This is a genomic window from Providencia sp. PROV209, from assembly GCF_028479485.1.
Lineage (GTDB): Bacteria > Pseudomonadota > Gammaproteobacteria > Enterobacterales > Enterobacteriaceae > Providencia > Providencia alcalifaciens.
This window is the reverse complement of sequence record NZ_JAMPNR010000027.1, coordinates 13,349-37,098: the sequence shown is the minus strand read 5'-3', so window position 1 is coordinate 37,098 and position 23,750 is coordinate 13,349. Positions and strand designations below refer to the sequence as shown.

General features: G+C 39.6%; 23 protein-coding genes. 14 read left to right on the top strand and 9 right to left on the bottom strand.

Annotated elements, in window-relative coordinates; translation table 11 throughout:
• Window positions 1-2: 2 nt before the first annotated feature.
• Both dut and coaBC read right to left on the bottom strand, forming a co-directional pair.
• The gene (gene dut / locus PR795_RS17550; RefSeq protein ID WP_181480943.1) at window positions 3-476 is read right to left on the bottom strand and encodes a dUTP diphosphatase; all 474 of its coding nucleotides are present in this window, start codon (window positions 474-476) and stop codon (window positions 3-5) included.
• Window positions 430-1,668: a bifunctional phosphopantothenoylcysteine decarboxylase/phosphopantothenate--cysteine ligase CoaBC gene (coaBC, locus tag PR795_RS17545; protein WP_006660585.1), complete on the bottom strand. Its 1,239-nt coding sequence runs from the start codon at window positions 1,666-1,668 to the stop codon at window positions 430-432. Before coaBC ends, dut begins: the two co-directional genes overlap by 47 nt.
• Window positions 1,669-1,850: 182 nt before the next feature.
• On the opposite strand from coaBC, the gene radC reads away from it, so the two are divergent.
• The 8 genes from radC (at window position 1,851) to PR795_RS17505 (ending at window position 8,392) form a co-directional block, all read left to right on the top strand.
• Window positions 1,851-2,516 (top strand): RadC family protein, encoded by a 666-nt coding sequence (gene radC / locus PR795_RS17540; RefSeq protein WP_006660584.1) that lies wholly within the window; start codon window positions 1,851-1,853, stop codon window positions 2,514-2,516.
• A 253-nt stretch (window positions 2,517-2,769) separates the two neighbouring features.
• On the top strand, window positions 2,770-3,006 hold the full coding sequence (gene rpmB / locus PR795_RS17535) for a 50S ribosomal protein L28 (RefSeq protein ID WP_004265123.1): 237 nt from the start codon (window positions 2,770-2,772) through the stop codon (window positions 3,004-3,006).
• An 11-nt stretch (window positions 3,007-3,017) separates the two neighbouring features.
• Entirely contained in the window at window positions 3,018-3,185 is a 168-nt protein-coding gene (gene rpmG, locus PR795_RS17530) for a 50S ribosomal protein L33 (protein ID WP_004265124.1), read from the top strand.
• Window positions 3,186-3,394: 209 nt separating this feature from the next.
• Complete coding sequence (gene rfaQ / locus PR795_RS17525; protein WP_006660582.1) at window positions 3,395-4,459, top strand: lipopolysaccharide core heptosyltransferase RfaQ; 1,065 nt, start codon at window positions 3,395-3,397, stop codon at window positions 4,457-4,459.
• Window position 4,460: 1 nt separating this feature from the next.
• Window positions 4,461-5,585, top strand: coding sequence for a glycosyltransferase family 4 protein (locus PR795_RS17520; protein ID WP_181480403.1), 1,125 nt, complete (start codon window positions 4,461-4,463; stop codon window positions 5,583-5,585).
• Entirely contained in the window at window positions 5,578-6,375 is a 798-nt protein-coding gene (gene rfaP, locus PR795_RS17515) for a lipopolysaccharide core heptose(I) kinase RfaP (protein WP_181480402.1), read from the top strand. Before PR795_RS17520 ends, rfaP begins: the two co-directional genes overlap by 8 nt.
• 25 nt (window positions 6,376-6,400) lie before the next feature.
• Window positions 6,401-7,402, top strand: a complete 1,002-nt coding sequence (locus tag PR795_RS17510; protein WP_006663229.1) for a glycosyltransferase — start codon at window positions 6,401-6,403, stop codon at window positions 7,400-7,402.
• A gap of 12 nt (window positions 7,403-7,414) precedes the next feature.
• A complete protein-coding gene (locus PR795_RS17505; protein ID WP_006663228.1) occupies window positions 7,415-8,392 on the top strand; it encodes a glycosyltransferase family 8 protein in 978 nt (325 codons plus the stop codon).
• Between the two features lie 40 nt (window positions 8,393-8,432).
• On the opposite strand, the gene PR795_RS17500 is transcribed toward PR795_RS17505, so the two are convergent.
• Window positions 8,433-9,986, bottom strand: coding sequence for a phosphoethanolamine transferase (locus PR795_RS17500; protein WP_272516979.1), 1,554 nt, complete (start codon window positions 9,984-9,986; stop codon window positions 8,433-8,435).
• A gap of 181 nt (window positions 9,987-10,167) precedes the next feature.
• Between PR795_RS17500 and PR795_RS17495 the strand changes: the two genes are divergently transcribed.
• Window positions 10,168-11,172, top strand: a complete 1,005-nt coding sequence (locus PR795_RS17495; protein ID WP_181480399.1) for a glycosyltransferase family 2 protein — start codon at window positions 10,168-10,170, stop codon at window positions 11,170-11,172.
• Here the strand turns inward: PR795_RS17495 and PR795_RS17490 are convergent.
• Window positions 11,167-12,435 carry an O-antigen ligase family protein gene (locus PR795_RS17490; RefSeq protein WP_232373739.1) on the bottom strand — a complete coding sequence of 423 codons (1,269 nt, stop codon included), beginning with the start codon at window positions 12,433-12,435 and terminating at the stop codon, window positions 11,167-11,169. The two genes, PR795_RS17495 and PR795_RS17490, sit on opposite strands and share 6 nt — an antisense overlap.
• A 115-nt stretch (window positions 12,436-12,550) precedes the next feature.
• Between PR795_RS17490 and mutM the strand changes: the two genes are divergently transcribed.
• Entirely contained in the window at window positions 12,551-13,360 is an 810-nt protein-coding gene (gene mutM / locus PR795_RS17485) for a bifunctional DNA-formamidopyrimidine glycosylase/DNA-(apurinic or apyrimidinic site) lyase (protein WP_036962540.1), read from the top strand.
• A 3-nt stretch (window positions 13,361-13,363) separates the two neighbouring features.
• On the opposite strand, the gene coaD is transcribed toward mutM, so the two are convergent.
• A complete protein-coding gene (coaD, locus tag PR795_RS17480) occupies window positions 13,364-13,849 on the bottom strand; it encodes a pantetheine-phosphate adenylyltransferase (RefSeq protein ID WP_006660572.1) in 486 nt (161 codons plus the stop codon).
• A gap of 214 nt (window positions 13,850-14,063) precedes the next feature.
• Here coaD and waaA point away from each other — a divergent pair, with 214 nt between their 5' ends.
• The gene (waaA, locus tag PR795_RS17475) at window positions 14,064-15,341 is read left to right on the top strand and encodes a lipid IV(A) 3-deoxy-D-manno-octulosonic acid transferase (protein ID WP_272516978.1); all 1,278 of its coding nucleotides are present in this window, start codon (window positions 14,064-14,066) and stop codon (window positions 15,339-15,341) included.
• A 206-nt stretch (window positions 15,342-15,547) separates the two neighbouring features.
• Window positions 15,548-17,011 (top strand): ArnT family glycosyltransferase, encoded by a 1,464-nt coding sequence (locus PR795_RS17470; RefSeq protein WP_181480397.1) that lies wholly within the window; start codon window positions 15,548-15,550, stop codon window positions 17,009-17,011.
• 95 nt (window positions 17,012-17,106) lie between these two features.
• On the opposite strand, the gene rfaC is transcribed toward PR795_RS17470, so the two are convergent.
• The 3 genes from rfaC to rfaD are packed head-to-tail and all read right to left on the bottom strand — an operon-like array spanning window position 17,107 to window position 20,063.
• Entirely contained in the window at window positions 17,107-18,069 is a 963-nt protein-coding gene (gene rfaC, locus PR795_RS17465) for a lipopolysaccharide heptosyltransferase RfaC (RefSeq protein ID WP_272516977.1), read from the bottom strand.
• On the bottom strand, window positions 18,069-19,115 hold the full coding sequence (rfaF, locus tag PR795_RS17460; protein WP_181480395.1) for an ADP-heptose--LPS heptosyltransferase RfaF: 1,047 nt from the start codon (window positions 19,113-19,115) through the stop codon (window positions 18,069-18,071). Before rfaF ends, rfaC begins: the two co-directional genes overlap by 1 nt.
• A 9-nt stretch (window positions 19,116-19,124) precedes the next feature.
• A complete protein-coding gene (gene rfaD / locus PR795_RS17455; RefSeq protein ID WP_006660567.1) occupies window positions 19,125-20,063 on the bottom strand; it encodes an ADP-glyceromanno-heptose 6-epimerase in 939 nt (312 codons plus the stop codon).
• 233 nt (window positions 20,064-20,296) lie between these two features.
• On the opposite strand from rfaD, the gene PR795_RS17450 reads away from it, so the two are divergent.
• On the top strand, window positions 20,297-21,490 hold the full coding sequence (locus PR795_RS17450) for a glycine C-acetyltransferase (protein ID WP_036979178.1): 1,194 nt from the start codon (window positions 20,297-20,299) through the stop codon (window positions 21,488-21,490).
• Window positions 21,491-21,510: 20 nt separating this feature from the next.
• On the top strand, window positions 21,511-22,536 hold the full coding sequence (gene tdh, locus PR795_RS17445) for an L-threonine 3-dehydrogenase (RefSeq protein ID WP_181480394.1): 1,026 nt from the start codon (window positions 21,511-21,513) through the stop codon (window positions 22,534-22,536).
• An 82-nt stretch (window positions 22,537-22,618) separates the two neighbouring features.
• On the opposite strand, the gene PR795_RS17440 is transcribed toward tdh, so the two are convergent.
• Window positions 22,619-23,692 (bottom strand): divergent polysaccharide deacetylase family protein, encoded by a 1,074-nt coding sequence (locus PR795_RS17440; RefSeq protein WP_181480393.1) that lies wholly within the window; start codon window positions 23,690-23,692, stop codon window positions 22,619-22,621.
• Window positions 23,693-23,750: the final 58 nt, after the last annotated feature.

The window sequence follows — 23,750 nt, the reverse complement described above, 5'->3', positions numbered from 1 at the left end:
ACTTATTGACGACCAGAGTGTCCGAAACCACCTTCACCACGCTCTGTCGCATCAAAATCATCCACAATATTAAATTGTGCCTGAACAACAGGAACGAATACCATTTGTGCCATACGTTCACCTGGTTCAACGGTGAATGCTTTGTCACTACGGTTCCATATTGACACCATTAACTGACCTTGGTAGTCGGAGTCGATTAAACCCACTAAATTTCCCAGAACAACACCATGCTTATGACCCAGCCCTGAACGTGGCAGGATCACGGCAGCAAGTTGCTCATCAGCGATATGGATAGCCAAACCCGTCGGGATCAATTCAGTTTGACCCGGTGCTAAATCGATAGGTGCATCAAGGCATGCACGTAAATCTAAACCCGCAGAGCCAGTGGTTGCGTAAGTTGGCAGTGGAAACTCGTTCCCAATACGGGGATCAAGAATTTTCAGATCGATTTTTTTCATAACGTTGAAGTATCTCATCAAGTAAATGGTGGCTTAATTCAATTTTACTACTGTGTGGCAATCGAACATCACCGAAAGCATCAAATAGATGTAATGCGTTGTTATCACTATTAAAACCATTATCTGCTAGGGAAACGTCATTGGCACAAATTAAATCAAGTTGCTTTTGTTGGCGTTTTTGTCGTGCATACTCATCGACATTTTGGGTCTCTGCAGCGAAACCAACCACATAAGGTCGATTTTGCGTCAACTTCCCGACACTCGCCACAATATCAGGGTTTTTTACAAGAGTAATGGAGACTTCATTACCTTGTTTTTTAATTTTATTTTCAGCAACGGTTTTGGCGCGGTAATCGGCTACGGCCGCACAGCCAATAAAGATATCTTGCTGATTAATCGATTGGTGCACTTGCTCATACATCTCAAGGGCACTGATAACATTAATTCGATTTACACCACTTGGTGTTGCAAGGTTAACGGGACCTGCAACCAGAGTGACTTTTGCACCGCGAGCACTTGCCGCTTGTGCGATGGCAAAACCCATTTTTCCAGAGCTATGATTACTAATAAAACGCACAGGATCTAAATCTTCACGGGTTGGACCTGCCGTGACCATGATTGAAATCCCTTGTAGATCTAAATGTGGCTGGAAATGCTGACTTGCCAATTTCACAATAGCGAGTGGGTCTATCATGCGTCCAGGACCTACGTCACCACATGCTTGGCTACCTTCGTCGGGTCCCCATATCATAAACTGGCGTTGTTGCAGTCTGATTAAATTATCTTGGGTTGCCGCTGCGCGGTACATTTGTTGGTTCATTGCGGGAACGACCGCAATAGGGGCAGATGATGCAAGGCAAACCGTTGTGAGTAAATCATTCGCCATACCCGCACTGAGTCTCGCGATTAAGTCCGCAGTGGCTGGCGCTAAAATAATTATATCAGCCCATTTTGCCAATTCAATGTGACCCATTGCAGCTTCAGCAGCGGGGTCTAGCAAATCGTCAGCGACCGGATAACCGGATACCGCTTGCAAAGTAAGAGGCGTAATAAACGCTTTTGCCGCAGGTGTCATCACAACACGTACAGATGCCCCTTCATCACGCAGCCGGCGAGTGAGTTCTGGAATTTTATACGCGGCTATTCCACCACTAATACCGAGAACAATTCGCTTACCTAATAATGAGTTAACTGAAGTTTGTTGAGTCATGGTCTCTGTCCGATTTGGTCAACATGGGGGGCATCTTACCATATCAATGAGCTTGGTGAGAGAGCCGATTTTGTATCCCGATGCTATTTTTGCGAAGCGCTACGCAAAGGATAGCTTAGACGATTGGCGTTTGCGGATTCGTTAGCTAAAAAGGGGGCAACGACGCGAAAGGAGGTTGGTCGATGCATGAATACACGGAGCTTTTACCGCGAGAAAAAATGCTCGCATACGGCGCTGCTTCATTATCAGATATAGAGCTATTAGCCATTTTCTTACGTACAGGAACACGGGGTGAATCTGTTTTACAACTTGCTGAACGGTTACTTTATGAGTTTGGTTCACTCTATTTATTAGTGCAAGCCGACTATAAGAAGTTAATTGAATGCAAAGGTGTGGGAAATTGTAAATTGACGCAATTGCAAGCTGCGAGTGAATTGGCGAAGCGCTGTTTTTCAATGCAAGTGTTGTGCACGGATATCATGAATAACCCTAACGCGCTGAAATCTAAGCTACTTGAGTTATTCTCAGGGCAGGAGCGTGAGGTGTTTATAGTGCTATTTCTCAATAACCAACATCAGGTTATTTGCCATGAAGAAATGTTTAAAGGGACGATCAATCGTGTTGAAGTTCATCCGCGAGAAATTCTTCGGTTTGCAATGAGAATGAATGCGAGTGCGATAGTGCTTGCCCATAATCATCCATCGGGTAATCCGGAACCCAGCATGGCAGATAAGTATGTGACTGAGCAAATTCAAGGTGCTTGCGACGTGATGGGGATTAAATTACTCGATCATTTTGTCGTTGGACACAAATCTTGTATCTCATTTGCTGAGCGCGGATGGCTGTAAAATCATTTTTTTGACTAAAAAATGACAACTTTTGCTGTGTTGGGCTTGAGTGAAAACGATTGAAAGCGTATACTACGCCACCTTTAAGGATCTCGGGTTTGACGAGAAGAGCCTATCTCAGTAAATTTTTTTGCTAAGATAAATACATTTTGTTGATCACTTAAAAGTTTGCTGAGATGGGCTCCTAAGCCTGACGAGGCAGTCAAGCCCAGAACAAAAAAGCTCGAGCTGATTAGATTTTTGGAGAATAGACATGTCACGAGTCTGCCAAGTTACCGGCAAGCGTCCAATGAGCGGTAACAACCGTTCACACGCATTAAACGCGACCAAACGTCGTTTTTTGCCAAACCTGCACTCTCACCGTTTCTGGGTTGAGTCTGAGAAACGTTTCGTAACACTGCGTGTATCTGCTAAAGGTATGCGTGTTATCGATAAAAAGGGTATTGATGCTGTTCTTGCTGAACTGCGTACCCGCGGTGAGAAGTACTAAGGAGCTAAAAAATGGCTAAAGGTATTCGCGAGAAAATCAAGCTGGTTTCTTCTGAAGGTACAGGTCACTTCTATACCACTACGAAGAACAAGCGCACAATGCCAGAAAAACTGGAACTGAAAAAATTCGATCCAGTTGTTCGTAAGCATGTGATCTACAAAGAAGCAAAAATCAAATAATTTTGTTTCTGCGTACGAAGAACCCAGCTTAGGCTGGGTTTTTTTTTGCCAAAAATTAGCGATAAAATAGCTATCCATTGGGATATTGATTAAAAGCTATAACCGTTAATCTGAACGTAGTAACATATTCAGTATTCATGGAATTAATAACGCATTTTATTGTCAAATATCCATATCAATTTATCTATAGACCTGATTAAGAGCGCCTGGTGAAAAAACAGTACAAAAAAATTCTTGTGATCAAGATGCGATTTCATGGTGACATGCTACTGACGACGCCTGTTATCAGCTCATTGAAGCAAAATTATCCTGATGCTCAGATTGATGTTTTACTTTATCAGGACACAATTCCTATCTTATCGGAAAACCAAGAAATCCATACGCTATATGGTATGAAAGGTAAAAAAAGTGGCGGGCTCAGTAAAGCCTGTAACTTTTTAAGCTTACTGTTTAAATTACGTCGTAATCAGTATGACTTGGTCGTTAACCTTGCTGATCAGTGGATGGTTTCACTACTGGTTCGCGCGATTCCCGCTACAACGAAAATTTCCCATGATTTTGGGCATCGCGATTCAAAATTTTGGCGAAATAGCTTCACGCATCTGACTCCTCCTGAAGGGGAGCATGTTGTTTTAAATAATCTTTCTGTATTAAAGCCGTTAGGAATCCAAGAATTTAACACAGACCTAACCATGTCTTATACGGAAGAAGATTGGAAAAAAATTGACCAACGCTTGCTCGATCTTGGGGTACACAGTAGCTACGTAGTGATTCAGCCTACAGCTCGGCAAATCTTTAAATGTTGGGATAATGAAAAATTCTCGGCGGTGATTGACGCATTGCAGTCTCGTGGATATCAAGTTGTACTCACGTCAGGTCCAAGCAAAGAAGACTTAGCGTGTGTGAATGAAATAGCCAACAATTGTCAAACGAAGCCAACAACTGAGTTGGCGGGTAAAACATCATTTCCTGAATTAGGGGCATTAATTGCTCATGCCGCACTTTTTATTGGCGTTGATTCTGCGCCGATGCATATTGCGGCAGCAGTGAAAACGCCAATTGTTTGCTTGTTTGGTGCGACAAACCATATTTTTTGGCGCCCATGGAGTGACAATGTGGTGAAATTCTGGGCTGGCGACTACGAAAAAATGCCGCCAAGAGATGAGTTGGATCGCAATAAAAAATACCTTTCGGTGATCCCAGCTTGTGATGTGATTGATGCAACAGAAAAAATGCTACCGATGAATATGCGTTCAATGATGGGAAGGTATTAGTATGGTATTGGCATTCTGTCTGTATAAATATTTCCCATTCGGTGGGTTACAACGGGACTTTTTACGTATTGCGACAGCGTGCCAAGCTCGCGGGCATCACATTCGCGTTTATACCCAATCATGGGAAGGCGAACAACCGGAACAGTTTGAAATTGTTATTGTTCCTGTTAGCTCAGGCACTAACCATGGTCGGAATCGGCAATATTATGAGTGGGTGATGGCAGATCTGAAGCAACATCCTGCAGATAGGATTGTTGGTTTTAATAAAATGCCGGGGTTAGATGTTTATTTTGCTGCGGATGTTTGTTACGCGCAAAAAGTCGCGGAAGAGAAAGGGTTTTTCTATAAGCTGACTCCACGTTATAAACATTACGCTGCGTTTGAAAAAGCGGTCTTCCAAAAAGGTCAGCCAACCCAGCTAATGATGCTTACCCCTCATCAAATTGCTCATTTTAAAAAGCATTATGGTACTGAAACTGAACGTTTTCATATGCTTCCCCCTGGCATTGCCATTGACCGAAAATATGACCAGCAAATTGCCGATGCGAAGCGTATTTATCGAGAAAAAAATCAAATACCTGATTCCGCTTTTTTATTGCTTCAAGTGGGATCCGATTTTAAGCGTAAAGGGGTTGATAGAACCCTTAAAGCAATGGCTGCACTGCCCGAAACCATCAGAAATAACACATTATTAATGGTCGTTGGACAAGATAAACCTTCTAAGTATCAGAAACTCGCGGAAAGCTTAGGGATTGCAAAACAAGTGTCATTTTTTAGCGGACGCAATGATATCGCTGAGTTAATGGCAGCTGCTGATTTATTAATGCATCCAGCTTATCAAGAAGCGGCAGGAATCGTACTTCTTGAGGCCATTGTGGCTGGATTACCGATTATTGTGACCGAAGTATGTGGTTATGCATCATTTATCAATAAAGCGCAATGTGGCGTAGTGATAGCGGAGCCGTTCGAACAGTCTATTTTAAATCAGTCACTATGCGATAGTTTGCAAGATACTCAGAAACTGGTTCAATGGGCAAACAATGCAAAATATTATTCAGATACAGAAGATCTGTATAGTTTACCGGAAAAAGCGGCCGATATTATTTTAGGATGCTCTAATGGTTGAGTTAAAAGCGCCTTTTAACGAATTATGGAAAGATAAAGACCCGTTTGCTGAGACAGACAAACTGAATGGTGAAGTTTTTCGTGCATTAGAAACACGTCGAACGTTACGTTTTCAGCTCGATGATAAAAGCTATTTTATTAAGATCCACTACGGTACGACACTAAAAGAAGTTTTGAAGAATTTATTTTCATTCCGTTTACCTGTGTTAGGTGCAGACCGTGAGTGGAATGCTATTCATCGATTAACTGAAGCCGGCGTTGATACAATGAACGGGCGAGCTTTCGGGCAAAAAGGTTGGAATCCACTTCGCCGTCATTCATTTATTATCACTGAAGATTTAACGCCGACAGTGAGCTTAGAAGATTACTGCGCTAATTGGGTCACTCAACCGCCTAAATTCAAAACTAAGCAAATGTTGATCCAGCGAGTCGCTGAAATGGTACGTAAGATGCATAGCATCGGTATTAACCATCGCGACTGCTATATCTGCCATTTCTTACTGCATTTACCGTTTACGGAAAATCAGCAAGATTTAAAAATTTCAGTCATTGATTTACATCGTGCACAGTTAAGGTCTTCAGTCCCTACCCGTTGGCGAAATAAGGATTTGATTGGGCTATACTTTTCTTCATTAGAAATCGGTTTGACGCAGCGCGATATTTTCAGATTTATGAAGATTTATTTTGATCTGCCGTTAAAAGAGATACTAACTAAAGAATCTAGTTTGATGGCTGAAGCAAAAAGTAAGGCAAAGCGAATTAAAGAAAGAACTGAAAAACGCGGCTTGTAATTAAAATTCGGTATGGAACATAGGCATGGTAATTAATTTTGATGGTATGGTAAAAAAAACAATTCCGATTGGAAATATCGAGATAGATGATTCGTCATGCCAGCATGTTGCATATGGGATTGATCATAATTTTTTGTATGGTAGCGGCGTCTCGATTGTATCTTTATTGATGCATAATCCACACATTCAGTTTGCATTTCATATCTTTATTGATAATTCAATGAGTGACGAAGATATCGCTAAATTTGCTGAAATTTGTCACTTATATAATACAAAAATTACGATTTATTTTATTGATTCAAATAACGTTAAAAAGCTACCTACGACCAAAAACTGGACTCATGCTATCTATTTTAGATTTATTATCGCAGAATATTTTAAGGATAAAATAGATTATTTACTTTATCTCGATGCAGATGTGGTCTGTAACCGTAATATCGATGAGCTCCTAAGCCATAACTTATTGGGTTATATTGCGGCGGTTGTTCCTGAGCGAGATAAGGCCTGGTGGCAAAAAAGAGCCGATTCATTAGGTTTCCCATCTGTATCGAAAGGCTATTTTAATAGCGGCGTCATGTATATAAATCTACGGACGTGGAAAACGAACAATGTAACAGAAAAATCGATGGCGTTACTGATGGATAACGAGGTTAGCCATAGACTGGTTTATCCTGACCAAGACGTGCTAAATATCTTATTAACGGATAGTGTATTATTTATTAGTTCTATTTTTAATACTCAATTTAGCTTGAACTACGAGTTAAAAAAGAGTTTTGATTTTCCCGTAAAACGAACTACTGTATTTATTCATTATGTGGGCCCAACAAAACCGTGGCATGAGTGGGCTAATTATGAGACAGCACAACCATTTTTAGAGGCGAGGGCTGTCTCTCCATGGCGAAATGTACCATTGCTTAAAGCAAAAAGCAGCAATCATCTACGGTATTGTGCAAAGCATAATATTAATCAAAGAAAGTATTTTTTTGCTTTCAAAAATTATATGGCATATTTTTTTAGTAAAATATAAGTAGGTATTTACGTGAACTTAATAAAAGAAAAAATCGAGTTGGGAGCACAAAATGGTGCCGCTGAACTAAATATTGCCTATGGTGTAGATAAAGGATTTTTATTTGGTTCTGGTTTATCTATGAACTCAATTATTATTAATAATTCAGATATCAAGCTAAAATTCCATCTATTTACTGATTATATGAATGATGAATTTTTATCGAAATTAGAAAAATTAACATTAAATGAGAATGTTAATATCGATATTTACATCATTAATGCGGATGAACTAAAAAAACTACCAATATCTCATGTTTGGTCTTACGCGACCTATTTCAGATTCTTTATTTTTGATCATTTATGTGAAACATTATCATCTATTTTATATTTGGATGCAGATGTCTTTTGTAAAGGCAGCTTGAGAAAATATATAGATATTGCTTTTAATGGAGAGTATGCAGCCGTTATTCCGGATGTACCAAACATGCAGATTTCTTGTGTTGACCGTCTTTCTATGCCTCAGCTAAAAGATAAATATTTTAATGCTGGCGTTATTTTTCTGAATCTAAAAGTTTGGGATAAAAATAAATTCACTAAGCAGGCATTTAACCTGATTACGAATAACCACACAGGAAAGACATTAAAATATTTAGATCAAGATGCGTTAAATATCATATTTAATTGCCAGAATATTTATCTGCCAAGAGATTATAATTGCATTTATACTCTAAAGAATGAATTAGAACATGAGAATTATAAAGACTATATTACATCAGAAACTAAATTAATTCATTATACAGGGGCGACCAAACCTTGGCACTATTGGGCGGTCAATTACCCAGCAAGTCAAACGTTTAAAGTCGCTTTTGAAACATCACCTTGGAAAAATGATGAATTAGTTGATGCAAAGAAAAAACCAGAGTATCAAGAGAGATATAAACATGAATTTAATCAGAAGAAGTTTTTAACTGGAATTTCTAGTTTGATTAAATATAAAAAGTTTAAATAAAAATTAACGGTGGTGATTATTAATCACCACCGCATAAGAATTATTTTTCTATAATATCAATAGCTTGGTCACTATCTGAGTTTTTTAGCTTAGAATACTTATTATATAGCCCATAATCAGTGATATCATCTTTAGGTGTAAATAAACTATGGTTTGAATCAACTTTACTATTATTAATGCCTAGCCAATTAGCGAGTCCATCTACAAATAGTAAGCCAGATTTAAAATTTTTCACCATTATTCTTTCTTTATCATCAGATGATATTTTAATCAATGGGATTTCGAGAACTTTTGCTGTAGAGTTGCTTAAATTCATTCGAATTTCATTGTTAACTTCGCTATGAGATAGGCCATGATCAGAAAAATAAAGAATAGAAAAAGTACGTTTATCTCTTTTTTCTTGTTCACCTAACAAATTATAAATTTTCTCGATGATTTCATCTGTCTTTTGAATGCTCGTTACATAGCAGGAAACATTATTATATTTTTCATCTTTCGTAATGTATTGATTACCATAATCTTCAATTCTTGCACAGGCGTCAGGGTGTGAGCCGTAAAGATGAACAACAAATAATCTTTTTTGTTTTTCCGCTATCTTGGAATTGAGTTCTTTTTTGAACATATCAATGAGTTCAAAATCACTTGCATTACTTGAGTTATACGCCCCAATTTTGATAAATTTTTTCGTATCACTGCGAGATGCAATAAAACTAATTGGAGTATCGTATTCACCGATAAACCCTTGGTTAGATAACCAATATGTTTTTATTCCAGCGGATTTAGCGAGGTCGATAAAATTTAACCCATAGTTAGGTTGCCAATCAGTTTTATTAGCGGAGGTTAACATTAAACGTAATGAGGATATGGTATTGGTACCACCTGCAGTTAATCCTTCAACAATGGTTCCATTTACTTTAGATAAAAATGGCGTGTTGTTTATTGGGTAACCATAAATTCCCATATAATCACGTCGGACGCTTTCCCCGATAATCAAAACATAGTCATCATACTGAGTATTATTATTTTTTAGCTCAGACTGACCCCATTCACTCTTTTTTGTCAAATCGCTTAATGAATTCACTTCATCTTTCAGATTGACAAAAGATTGATAGCTTTCATTGAAAAATTGAAATGGAGATTGGTTGATTAGGGCAATAATCACGAGGCAAATCATTAAGGTCTTATTTCTATATAGGTTAATTTTTTTTATTGTAATTATTTTTTTAAAGGCAATGAACCCAGCAATAATTACTAAACTAGATAAATAGTTTTTAATCGGAATTTGAGTGAAAAATTCCTGTGTTTCTAGAGCATCTGTGGCAATTAATGATGCTAAATATTGATAGGTTGGAATACCAAATGTTAACCCTATTGGAGTATATATAACATAGGCTATGGTAAATATAGATCCCAAATACCAATAGGCTTTTTTAGATGAGCTTAAAATAATAAAAAATAAACAAATTAGCGTTATTTCGCGGACACTAGGATGTGCAATACCAGCTCCTTTAAGCATCATTTTAGAAAAAATAACAAGAATGACGAGAGAGATAATGGTAAATAGTACTTTTTTTATATCTATATTTTCTTTCATTTTTCAAGGCCAATAGGGTCTGTAATGTCTAAAATAAGCGCTTAGCGTATTTAACTTAAATTGTTCTTCAATAGAAAAGTGTAAATTTGAGTATCAGATAAAATGGGCATATACATTAATTTATGATTGGTTTAATCTATATGCATAGATATATTTATTAATGATTCTACGGCATAATTGTATGGATAACCAACATTTTTTAAAGAGTAATCAAATCCAGAATGGCTTAGTTTCAGTCATTATTCCTGTATATAACTCAGCGTCATTCATTTGTAAGACTATTGATTCAGTTTTACAGCAAACCTATTCGAATTATCAGATTGTGATTATTAATGATGGTTCAACCGATAACACGGTAGAGGTTATTACCAAAAAATTGGGTAATAACCTAAATTTTAAGGTTATTACTACGCCTAATGGTGGTGTTTCTAAAGCTCGTAACACCGGTATTACATATGCTGAGGGTGAGTATATCTGTTTCCTTGATAGTGATGATAAATTAGAACCGACATTTTTGGAAACGCTTGTTGAGAAAATTAACCAAAATAAAGTTGATGTTCAACTATGTGGGTATTATAAACATTACGCTAATACGGTTGAAAAATTACCTAAGTCTAATGATTGCCAAAGAATTCTTAGTCAGTACCTTTTAGGTGATATGTCATTCCATATAGGTTCAATGTTAATTTCAAAGTCATTTTTAGACAAAGTAAATATTCGATTTAATCCAGATTTACGCTTAGCGGAAGACATTTTATTTATATGCCAGATATTATCTGTAGCAAAACTAAACATTTGTTTAAGTTACTTATATCACCATCAGTATCGAAAGGGCTCTTTAACAACCTCTGCATGGACTAAAGAAGATTATTTTCATGATATCGATGCTAAGGTGACGATAGAAAAAGAAATTAAGCAAATTTATACAGGGGAAGATCACAGTTTCGTTTGCCATCAATTAGCTTCAAATGTGTTCAGTAGTAAATTGAGATATGGCTGGAAACTGTTTCTAGCTAAAAAGTACCGTGAGCTAGCCAGCCTGAATAACCAGAAATTCTTTGCCGATTATGATATTAGTATATTACCCAAGAAATATAAAAAAAGAGCAAAGATTATTGCATTTAATAACCCGACCATTTGGGCTCTAATTAACGTGTTTTATACTAAGAAAAATACCAAATTATGAGAGTTTCAATCGTGAAGAAAAGCAGCTAGTCATAAGAATAAGCACTAATATCCACGATAGTGATACTTGAGTTGAAATAATCAATGTATCACTAAGTCCTAACCCGATTAAAACGAATGTAAACCCTAAGATAAACGGGTTTTTGGCTTGTTTATAGCCATATGCAAATATTGCGACATAGAATAATAAGATAAGAAGAACACCATTAATCCAGCCTTTGGTGGATAATTCTTCCATTAGATCATTATGTAAATGGGCTTGCATATGCTCAATTGCACCAGCGAATCTTTTATCATTCTTTGCCAATTCGATAATTTTACTATTTCTTTCTTCTGCTGATTGCCATAGAAATCCATTAGATGCATAAAATCCAGTTTGGATCATAGATAGCCGATCTCCAACAGATGTGGATGTAGAGTCATTTTTGATATAGGCAATGATTTCATTACTAGCACTTTGTATTCTTTGTATAATTGTTTCGCTAAAGATTGCGCATATAATTAACGCCGCAACGATAGGGAACAACACAAATTTTAATTTTAAATTTTTATTTTGTCTAAAATAAAGAAAAAAGATACAGAGGCTAATAACTGGATACAATAAAATTCCCGCTCTCGTTTCAGTTAGAACTACACAGAAAAAAGTGATTAAAATAGATAGAGAATATAAATAATATTTTATCCTTGAGCCGTAAGATAAAAAGATAAATTGTGCATATAAAGATAAAAATATCATGGCATAAGCTGCCCCAGTAGCATTTGAGGCATTATGAAATGCCAACTCAACTCTTGGAATATGGAGGTAAAACTCTTGATACACAGTATAACCCAGTATGCTTATCTGGCTTATTGTTGCGGTTATTAAATGCAACTTCGAGATTAAAATATTTTTCAACGCATTATGGGTTATAAGTAATATAAAGCTACCAAACAGAGCTATTTTCCCCATTTGGAAGTATCCATGGTAGACATTTCTATAAATAGTATCACTTGTTTTGTAAAGTTCTACCCAAATCAAATGAGTTATACCAATCAAAAATAAAGGGATAGCAACAATGACTATTTTGTTTTTTAAATATACCTTAGGTGAGGATAAAAATATTAAAACTGAAAGTATGCCTGCAAAATTAAATATTTTACTGGTAATATCAGGTTTAAAAGGTAATAACAAAATTGCAATAAAACACAATCCGAGCATCAGGGTGGGAAGATATCGATGACATGATTGAACTAAAAAATTATTGCTGAAAGATAATTTGGTCATAATATCATTGCTCAGAAATGATGATAATGGATAAAATATTTCTCATTAGAATAACTGATGTTAATTCAACTTAGAAGAAATGATTGAATTTATATAAGAGAGATTGGAGCTCACCATGCCAGAACTACCCGAGGTTGAAACCAGTCGCCGAGGTATTGAGCCTCATTTGGTTGGTAATACAATTAGTTATGCGATTGTGCGTAATGAACGTTTACGTTGGCCGGTCAGTGAACAAATCAAACGTTTATCTGATGAAACCGTGCTAAGTGTCCAACGCCGGGCAAAATATTTGCTGATTGAGCTGCGCAAAGGATGGATTATTGTCCACTTGGGCATGTCTGGTAGTGTCAGGATTTTAACCGAAGAACTTCCAGAAGAAAAACATGACCATGTAGACCTTATTTTAGGTGATGGAAAAGTTTTGCGTTATACCGACCCTCGACGTTTTGGTGCATGGCTTTGGTGTGAGGATTTAGCATCCAGCTCTGTGCTTGCCCACTTAGGTCCTGAGCCTCTCTCAGATGAATTTAACCCTCAGTATTTATTTGATTTAGCGGCAAAACGTAAAGTTGCGGTTAAGCCGTGGTTGATGGATAACAAAGTGGTTGTTGGGGTGGGAAATATTTATGCTAACGAAGCGCTATTTGCGTCAAAAATCTCACCAGAAAAATTGACGAATACACTGACACTCAATGAAATCACTGAACTCGTGACACAGATTAAAAAAGTGCTGCAACGTTCGATAGAGCAAGGTGGAACGACTCTGAAAGACTTCTTACAGTCAGATGGAAAGCCTGGTTATTTTGCCCAAGAGTTGTTTGTTTATGGGAAAAAAGGTGAGCCATGCTCTTTATGTGGAACACCGATTGAAAGCATTAAACAAGGGCAGAGGACAACCTTTTATTGCCCTCAATGTCAGAAGTAACTGCTAGATTTTATTGAGCTTTTTCAGCATGGCCTCGGCGACAACCGGCGGTAAAAACGACGAAATATCCCCATCATGAAGCGCAACATCCTTAATTAAAGAGGATGAAACGAAAGACAAACTTTGTGATGGGAGTAAAAACACGGTTTCTAAATCGGGAACAAAGTGGCGGTTCATATTGGCTAGCTGCCATTCATACTCAAAATCCGCGACTGAGCGCACTCCACGAATTAAAATATTCGCACCATGCTTTTGGGCAAAGCTTGCCATTAACTCTGAAAAACCAACAACTTCCACATTATCCAAATGAGCGGTTACTTGCTTTGCCAGTTCAACGCGCTCCTCCAAATTAAACATAGGGCTTTTGCGTTGGCTATTTGCGATAGCGAGTAGGACATGATCAAACATTGCGGCGGCGCGGGTTACGATATCAACATGCCCAGAGGTAATCGGGTCAAAGGTGCCCGGGTAAATAGCTTTATGGTTCATAATATTGCTATCTCATTGTTTATTAGTGCTTATTCTAATATATAAAGATGAATAAGTGACGGTGAAATCCACATTAACGGCAATTGGGTTCTGTTGCAACAAGCACGGATAGGTATACATTTATTTTAAGTCTAATTTTAGGCACAGATTCTACACACTTTCAGTAATGGTTTATGGTAAGATACCGCCAATTTTGGTAAGTGAATCAGATCGAATGCTATTGCGTGTATATCAGGTACTTCTTTATCTCATCCAGCCACTAATTTGGATACGCTTATTACTGCGTAGCCGTAAAGCGCCTGCGTATCGTAAACGCTGGGGGGAACGTTATGGCTTTTGTAGCGGAAAAGTCGTTCCGAAAGGTATCTTGTTGCACTCAGTCTCGGTGGGGGAAACTCTTGCGGCTGTGCCTCTAGTTCGCGCATTACGCCATCACTATCCATCACTCCCTATCACTGTCACTACAATGACTCCAACAGGCTCGGAGCGCGTCCAGTCTGCTTTTGGCGATGATATCAGCCACGTTTACCTACCTTATGATTTACCGGGTTCAATGAACCGTTTTCTTAAACAAGTTGACCCTAAGTTGGTCATTATTATGGAAACGGAATTATGGCCCAATATGATCAACCAACTGCATAAGCGAAATATTCCATTAGTGATCGCCAATGCTCGATTATCTGAACGTTCAGCCGCGGGTTACCAAAAACTAGGTAGCTTCGTGAAACGTATGCTGCAAAACGTCACGATGGTTGCGGCTCAACATCAAGAAGATGGTGAGCGTTTTATTCAATTAGGATTAAGGCGTAAGCAGTTAGAAGTGACGGGAAGCTTAAAATTTGATATTTCCGTTACCCCTGAACTGGCGGTTAAAGCCATTACATTACGCAGACAGTGGGCGGCACACCGACCTGTGTGGATTGCGACGAGCACCCATGAAGGTGAAGAAGCCATTGTTTTACAGACACATCAACAATTGCTGCAAAAGTTTCCTAATTTATTGTTAATTTTAGTCCCAAGGCACCCTGAGCGTTTTGCTAAAGCGGAAGAGTTGACGCAAAAGGCTGGACTCAGTTTTATTCGACGTAGTAGTGGCGCTATCCCATCTCCAGAAACGCAAGTCGTTATTGGTGATACCATGGGGGAGCTTATGCTGCTTTATGGAATTGCAGATATTGCTTTTGTTGGTGGCAGTTTAGTCGAAACTGGCGGGCATAATCCCTTAGAAGCCGCGGCTCATGCACTACCGGTTTTAATGGGACCGCATACCTTTAATTTTAAAGATATTTGTGCGAAGCTCATTCAAGCTGATGGGCTAATTACCGTAACAGGCAGTGAATCCATGGCTCAAGCGGTTACGAGCTTATTGTCTGATGAAGATTACCGCTTGTATTATGGTCGTCATGCGGCTGAAGTATTGCATGAAAACCAAGGCGCATTACAACGCTTACTGAAATTATTACAGCCTTATTTACCCCCAAGAGAACAATAATATTTAGCAAAAATATTGTTAACTTGAATATTACTATAATGAGTAATGACAATTTCTCTCATTTCTAATTATTTTTTTTAAAGTATAGTAAACTATCCAGTCACATTTTTGCATACTCGCTCGAGTTAGGGGGCATCCTCTAAATCTCGAGATAAAATAATGCGTATTTCCCTTTAACTTTATTGATAAATTTCGCTGAAAAAAGAATGCCAACTACCAATCAACCAGCCTCAAATAAGTATTTGTATCTTTGGATCATTGGCTATGCCATCGCCTGGATCCTTGCGAGTTTCTTTTTTGACCCAACGGTTCCCTATGATACCGTCGAAGCGGTGAACTGGGGAATGAATGGTGAATGGGGGTCGCCAAAAAACCCTTGGTTCGTGGGCATGATGATGTGGCCTGCCATCCATCTGGGTATTTCCTATAGTTTCTATTGGTACTTTAGCCATTTTGTCGGTATTGCATTTGGGCTACTCGGGGTATGGAAATTAGCATATCGATTAACCGGGCGTCGAGATCTTGCATGGTTTGCGATGCTGATGATGAATTTATCCGGTGTTATTAACTTCGATATCATTCCTTATAATGATAACTATATTTTAGTAACACTCTGGCCGTGGGTACTCTACTTTTTTCTTCGCTCTGTTGAAGATAACCCGCTGTGGTGGCTACCGTTTGCTTTGGTTGCAGGCCTCGCTACGATGGGGAAATATTCTACATTAGCCTTAGTTGGTTCAGTGTTCTTGCTAACTGTATTTGTGAAGCAAGCCCGCCAAAGCTACCGCCATCCGGTATTTTATCTCGCGATAGCACTTTGGTTTGCCATGATACTGCCAAACTTATTCTGGCTAATAGCGAGTGATTTTTCTGCCTTTAAATGGGTAGGTTCGCAAATTGATCCTGGTTTTAATTTACATACGACTGAAGCCGCATTAAGTGTGTTTTATCCACTGATCATTGCAGCCATTATTTTGTATTGTTGTGGTGGAAAAATTGGTTGGCCAAAAGCATTATCTAATCGCATGGCAAACTTTATTATTTTATTTCCATTAGCGGTTATTTACGGTTGGTTTTCGTTCCATGATGGCGGACGAATTACGGAATGGCTACAACCATTTATGATGGTATGTGCACCTTTGTTTGTTGGTTCAATCACGGTAATGCCAAAGAAATCTCTGAAAAAACCATTAATTGGTTTAGTAGTGGTTGGCGTATTGATGATTCTGGGCTACTTGATTGTTCAAGCAGGAAATATTCGTGGCGCTGGTCAAAAGTTCATTGGGGTGAAAATCTTAATTGCTGAAGGCGAGCAGCGTTGGTACCAGCGTTATGGCACACCAGTGAAATATGTCGGCGGAGAGGATAATTTGCATCAATGGTTTATTATCTATGCTCAAGATAGACCACATGTTATTCAGCCGTGGACGCTAGAAAATCATATGCCACCAAATGTGTATAACCGTGATATTACTGAAGCAGAAATTCGTGAACACGGTGCTATTTTATTAGGTCGTAAATATGATGATTGTGCACATGAAGATTTTGCGAAAGTACGTAAATTCTGGCCACAGTTTACGATTGAGAAAGAAGACGTCATTTATCGTTCTGAACCGGATGCTGAGCCGAAAACCATGTGTTTTGGGTTTATCGCGCCCGAGAAAAAATAGCAATCTTCTTCTGTATTGAGAAATAATGAAGTGGTCAAATGACCGCTTCATTTTTTTGGATCCCATACTGTAGAAGGGAAGCTAGAACAGGTAGTTTAAAGATAGGCACTTAATTGCTGAAAAACAGTATTGGCTGTAATGCTATCCATACATTTATCCGCGCTTTTTATCTCATTTTGTCCCTTCCCATAACCACCAATTAAGCCTGGATCGGTGGGACCAAATAGAGTGAAGTTTGGTTTATCTAAGGCCGCAGTCAAATGGCTTAAACCAGTATCAACAGAAACTACCGCTTTAGCATCCGCAATTTGTTGTGCGACTTGTGCTAGCATTAATTTTGGTAAAACTTCAACAAAATCAAAACCCTCGGCTAGCCTCATTGCGCGTTGGCGTTCATGTTCTGCACCCCATGGGAGCTTCACCTTCAGTCCAGTTTCTTTCATTAACTGAATAAGTTCACGCCAATGAGACTCAGACCAATGCTTATCATCACGCGTGGTCGAGTGTAAAAACACCACATAAGGTGCGAGATCTTCGTGACTGGATTGTGAAAAGTGGCGAGCAATCGCGTAATCACCTTGCGTTGTGGGGCAGCTGTATCCAAGGCTTTTGGCAAATAACTGGCGAATACGTTCTACAGCATGCTGCTGTTTACTAATGGAATAACGATGATCGTAGAAGAAACTGGCGATCGGTTCTCGAATACTATGGCGATCATAACCATGTTTAGGACCATGAGCGAGACGAGTCACTAGCAATGCACTTTTAAGTAACCCTTGTGCATCGATAATCGCATCATAGTGCGTTTCTTGTAATTGGCGACGAAATTCTGCACGTTCAGCTCGAATGGGTGCAGAAAACCAATTTTTTCGCCAACGGCGAATGGCGACAGGAATCACTTTGTTTACAGCACTATGCCATGTGGGAATTTGAGCAAATCCCTCTTCAACCACCCAATCAAACTGAATATCTGGTATCGCAGTCTGCGCATCTGTCAATGCAGGCAGAGAGTGTAAAACATCTCCCATAGATGATGTTTTTACTAATAACACTCTCATTATTTAATACCTATATTTAAACGTGTAAGGGCATCAAGTACCATCTGAGGTTGAATATCGATTAAACTTTGATGATAACCACTCTCGCCATCACCTTTACGGACTTTGTGATAACCCGTGATGAGGCGTATCACTTCCGCTTTATCTGTTAGTGGGGGAGTGAAGTCTGGGCTACTTGGTCCATACAAAGCGACGAGTGGTTTATCTAGTGCGGCAGCAACGTGCATGAGACCAGAGTCATTGCTCACCACGGCTTGGCAAGAATCAATAAGGTTAACCGCTTGTTCTAATGACGTTTTCCCAGCAAAATTAAGGCATGAATTGCGAGCACTGTCAGTTAAACTTTGACGGATCTCTTCACCTGCGTCATGGTCTTTTTGAGAGCCAAATAACAGCACTTGATAGCCTTGCTTACTAATCAATTTTTCGGCAAGAGCGGCATAGTGGTAGTGTGGCCAACGTTTGGCAGGACCAAATTCCGCACCTGGGCAAAAACCAATAATGGGGCGAGAAGAATCGATATTGAACTGGCGAACGGTTTCATCAACGTGTTGTTTATCCGTGACTAATTTCGGCCATAAAATAGGCGCAGGGATATCTTCGGCTGATTTAATACGTTGTTTATCATACGCCAATGCGACATAGCGCTGAACCATCAACGGAAATGCTTGTTTATTTAATGGGCGTAAATCGTTGAGCAACCCATAGCGCATTTCACCACGCCATCCAGTTCTTTTGGCTATTTTGGCAAAGAAAGGGACCAGTGCAGATTTTAACGAGTTCGGTAAAACAATCGCCTGATCGTAGCCATTTTTGCGCAATTTGATACCTAATTGGCGACGTTCGCCAATTTCTAACTTTCCATGCCCTAATGGCATGGAAATGGCTTCAGATACCTCGGGCATTTTTGCCAGCAAGGGACGGCACCAGTCTGGTGCCATAACATCAATTTGAGCATGAGGATGCAGCGCCTTGATCGTGCGATAAAGGCTCTGGGACATCATCATATCCCCCACCCACGAGGGACCGATCACCAATATTTTCATAAATGAGGATTACGCGTCCTTATTCAGCCATTGCATATATTCGGTGACGCCTTCGGCAACCGTTTTAAACGGTGCAGTATAGCCAGCAGCACGTAGTTTAGTGAGATCCGCTTGCGTGAAGCTTTGGTAGCGACCTTTTAATTTCTCTGGGAATTCAATGTATTCAATCGCCACATTTTTATCTTTATGGAATGCAGTCACTGCATCGGCTACCGCTTGGAAAGATTCTGCACGACCTGTGCCACAGTTAAAAATACCTGAAACGTTGTTTTCCCAGAACCATAAGTTTACGGCAGCAACATCACCGACATAAATAAAGTCACGGCGGAAAGTCTCACTTCCTTCAAACAGTTTGGGATTTTGTCCTTCATTAATCTGTTTATTTAAGTGATAAGCCACGCTTGCCATGCTGCCTTTATGGTTTTCATTTGGTCCATATACGTTGAAATAGCGGAAACCACAGACTTGCGATTGCGCTTCCGGCATGATGTTACGAACATATTGGTCAAATTGGAATTTAGAGTAGCCGTATACGTTCAGCGGTTTTTCAAATTCGCGTTCTTCGATGAAATTATCGCTACGTCCACCGTAAGTAGCAGCAGAAGAAGCATATAAGAATGGAATTTCACGCTCTAAACAGTAATGCAGTAGCTCTTTAGAAAATTGATAGTTGTTGTCCATGATGTACTTACCATCCCACTCAGTGGTGGATGAACAAGCACCTTCATGGAAAACGGCATCAATATCGCCAAAATCATCACCAGCAATCACGCTCACGATAAAGTCTTCTTTATCCATATAATCGGCAATATCGAGATCAACGAGATTGGCAAACTTAGTACCATCTTTCAGGTTATCAACCACTAGAATATCGGTGCGACCTATTTCATTCAGAGCTTTAATAATATTGCTGCCAATAAAACCAGCTCCGCCAGTGACTACGATCATCGTGAATACCTCAAGTGGGTTAAGAATAAATGGGATATAAAATTGGGGTCTATAATAACACCTCTTTGTGCAGACAACAGTATATCGACCAGATAATTGTCCTAGTTGTCATACCTCTTTAAAGGGAATTATCGTGATCTTGTCTACAAACTTAACTTATTTGCTCACCAGATATCGCTAGTTCTAGTGACTATAATTAAACTCTGTAAACAACTTCTTTACAGGAACAAATCATGTCAGAACAATTTTACCAGCAGATTAAACAACAATTGGTGCAAATAGAAGCTGAGGGCTTGTTTAAACATGAACGCATTATAACGACATCTCAAGATGCGGATATTGAAATCCAAGGTGGGCAGCGCGTTATTAATTTTTGTGCAAATAACTATTTAGGCTTAGCCAATCATCCCGCATTAATTGAAGCTGCAAAACAAGGAATGGATAGCCACGGTTTTGGTATGGCATCAGTGCGCTTTATTTGTGGAACCCAAGATAGCCATAAAGTTCTTGAAAAGAAAATTGCGGATTTCCTTGGAATGGAAGATGCGATTTTATATTCATCCTGCTTTGATGCGAATGGCGGACTGTTTGAAACGCTGTTAGGACCTGAGGATGCAATTATTTCTGATGCGTTAAACCATGCATCTATTATTGATGGTGTTCGCTTATGTAAAGCCCAGCGATACCGTTACAGCAATAACAATATGACGGAATTAAAGCAACGTCTTGAAGAAGCTAAAGCCGCAGGGGCACGCCATATTTTGATTGCCACTGACGGCGTTTTCTCGATGGATGGTGTGATTGCGGATTTAAAAACAGTCTGTGATCTTGCGGATGAGTATAACGCATTAGTGATGGTTGATGACTCTCATGCAGTTGGTTTTGTTGGTGAAAATGGTCGCGGTAGCCATGAGTACTGTAAAGTGATGGGGCGCGTTGACATTATTACTGGCACATTAGGAAAAGCATTGGGTGGCGCATCAGGTGGTTATACTGCTGCCAAAAAAGAGGTGATTGAGTGGTTACGTCAGCGTTCTCGCCCTTATTTATTTTCTAACTCTCTTGCGCCAGCCATTGTCGCCGCCTCGATTAAGGTGATCGATATGATGGCCGATGGAAAAGAGCGTCGTGAAAAATTATGGCGTAATGCGGTGTTATTTAGAGAAAAAATGTCTGCTGCTGGTTTTACTTTAGCAGGCGCTGACCATGCCATCATTCCTGTGATGTTAGGTGATGCCAAAGTAGCACAGGAATTCGCTTCTGAGTTATTAAAAGAAGGTATTTATGTAACAGGATTCTTCTATCCTGTTGTTCCGCAAGGACAAGCGCGAATTCGCACGCAAATGTCTGCGGCTCACAGTGAGGAGGATATTTTACACGCTGTTGATGCATTCACCCGTATTGGCAAAAAACTCCAATTAATTTAGCCTCTAATAAAAGGTCGCCTATGAAAGCACTGTCCAAATTAAAAGCAGAACCAGGTATATGGATGACAGATGTTCCGAAACCAGAACTGGGACACAATGATGTGATGATTAAAATCCGTAAAACCGCGATTTGTGGGACGGATGTTCATATCTACAATTGGGATGAATGGTCGCAAAAAACGATTCCCGTCCCCATGGTGGTAGGTCATGAATATATAGGGGAAATTGTTGAGATTGGGCAGGAAGTTAAAGGATTTAAAATTGGTGACCGCGTTTCTGGCGAAGGGCATATCACTTGCGGTCATTGCCGAAATTGCCGTGGAGGGCGTACCCACTTGTGCCGTAACACGATTGGCGTAGGTGTCAATCGCCCAGGGTGTTTCGCTGAGTACTTAGTGATCCCTGCGTTTAATGCGTTTAAAATTCCTGACAATATCCCAGATGAAATAGCATCGATCTTTGACCCATTTGGTAATGCGGTACATACAGCGCTGTCCTTTGATTTAGTCGGGGAAGATGTGCTGGTATCTGGTGCAGGTCCCATTGGTATTATGGCGGCGGCTGTTTGCCGACACGTGGGCGCTCGTCATGTGGTGATCACCGATGTGAACGATTATCGTCTTGAATTAGCAAAGAAAATGGGTGTAACACGTACGGTGAATGTGAGCCGTGAAAACCTTAAAGATGTGATGAATGAGCTGGGGATGAAAGAAGGATTTGATGTGGCGTTAGAAGTTTCAGGGGCGCCAGCCGCTTTCCAAACCATGCTAGACACCATGAATCATGGTGGCAGAATTGCTCTGTTAGGTATCCCTCCAGCATCGATGGCAACAGACTGGAGCCAAGTGATTTTCAAAGGATTGTTTATCAAGGGAATTTATGGACGGGAAATGTTTGAAACGTGGTACAAGATGGCGACTTTAGTACAGTCTGGTCTTGATTTATCACCAATCATTACTCATGAGTTTTCCATTGATGATTTCCAAAAGGGCTTTGATGTCATGCGTTCAGGGCAATCAGGAAAAGTGATTTTAAACTGGGACTAAATTAAGTTTAATCAATCGGTTATTTCTAAGGGTTCATAGGCTAAATGCTTTTGAACCCTTTTTATATTCTGCCTATTTATTGCTATGAGGCTTTCTTTCCTGCAATTAAAGGTAGCAAGGTTTTATCTTGATAAATGGCTTCTACCACAAACATGAGTAGGTCAATGCCTTGTAGGCGGGTAGTTGGAAGCTCTATCTCACAAATTCCTAATTCGGTCGGTTGCTCAGATTGTTGAGCGTTTTTATTGACCTCTGTGAGTTCTGAATTTTCTGGTACGGAGGTTTTGTCAGCGGAGATTGGCTGCGTAGGCTCAGTCAGTTTTTCATCGGATTGACTTGGTGTTTTTACTTCAGGCTTTTCTGTTGGTAACGAATGAGTCATACCTTCAGGCTGCATTCTGAGTGTTTTGCGAGGCTCGCCCGTTGCTGATTGATGATTGACTAAAGTGCTGACGGGGACTAATTCAATATCTGCGGGAACTTGAGGAATAAATTTTTGTAATGCTCGTACTGTCGAAGGATGTGGGTGACCAATGGCGACCGCACTACCATGTTTACGTGCGTAGGCAATGGCTTTATTCAGTTGAGTGCGTGTTTCCTCTTCAGATTGGTGGTTATCAATAAAAATATTTCGTTTTGCGGAGGGGACACCGAATTCTTTTGCCGCATTCACAGCTTGTGTATTGCCAATGGTGACGCTATCTAAGAAAAAGAGGTTCGATTGCGACAACGAGCGCATTACATTGCGCATCCCAGAAAGGCTGGAGGTCATCTCGCTGCCCATATGGTTATTCATTCCTTTAGCGTGAGGAACTCGGCTAATGGCATTTTTGATGATGCGGTCAACCTCTTCAGCACTCATCGAAGGGGCGAGAGTATCTTTTTCAAGTGGTTGTTTACTCAAAGGTTTCATTGGCATATGAATCAAAATATCTCGCCCTTGTTGATAGGCGGTTGCCGCAACCTCAGCACCATGAGGTGAGTTAGGTAAAATCGCAATGCTGATTGCCGCAGGTAGCGCGAGTATTTGATTATCTTCTTTTACGCGATAGCCGAAATCATCAATGACAATTGCAAGCTTAGCTGCACTCACCTGAAAGCCAATTATGAGAAGGAGTAAGCTAATCAGTAATTTTACGGGTGAGTGTTTTAACATAATGATTTTCCTAACAGATTATAGAATTAGCGAGAGACTAGAATGTTATCAACTCGCT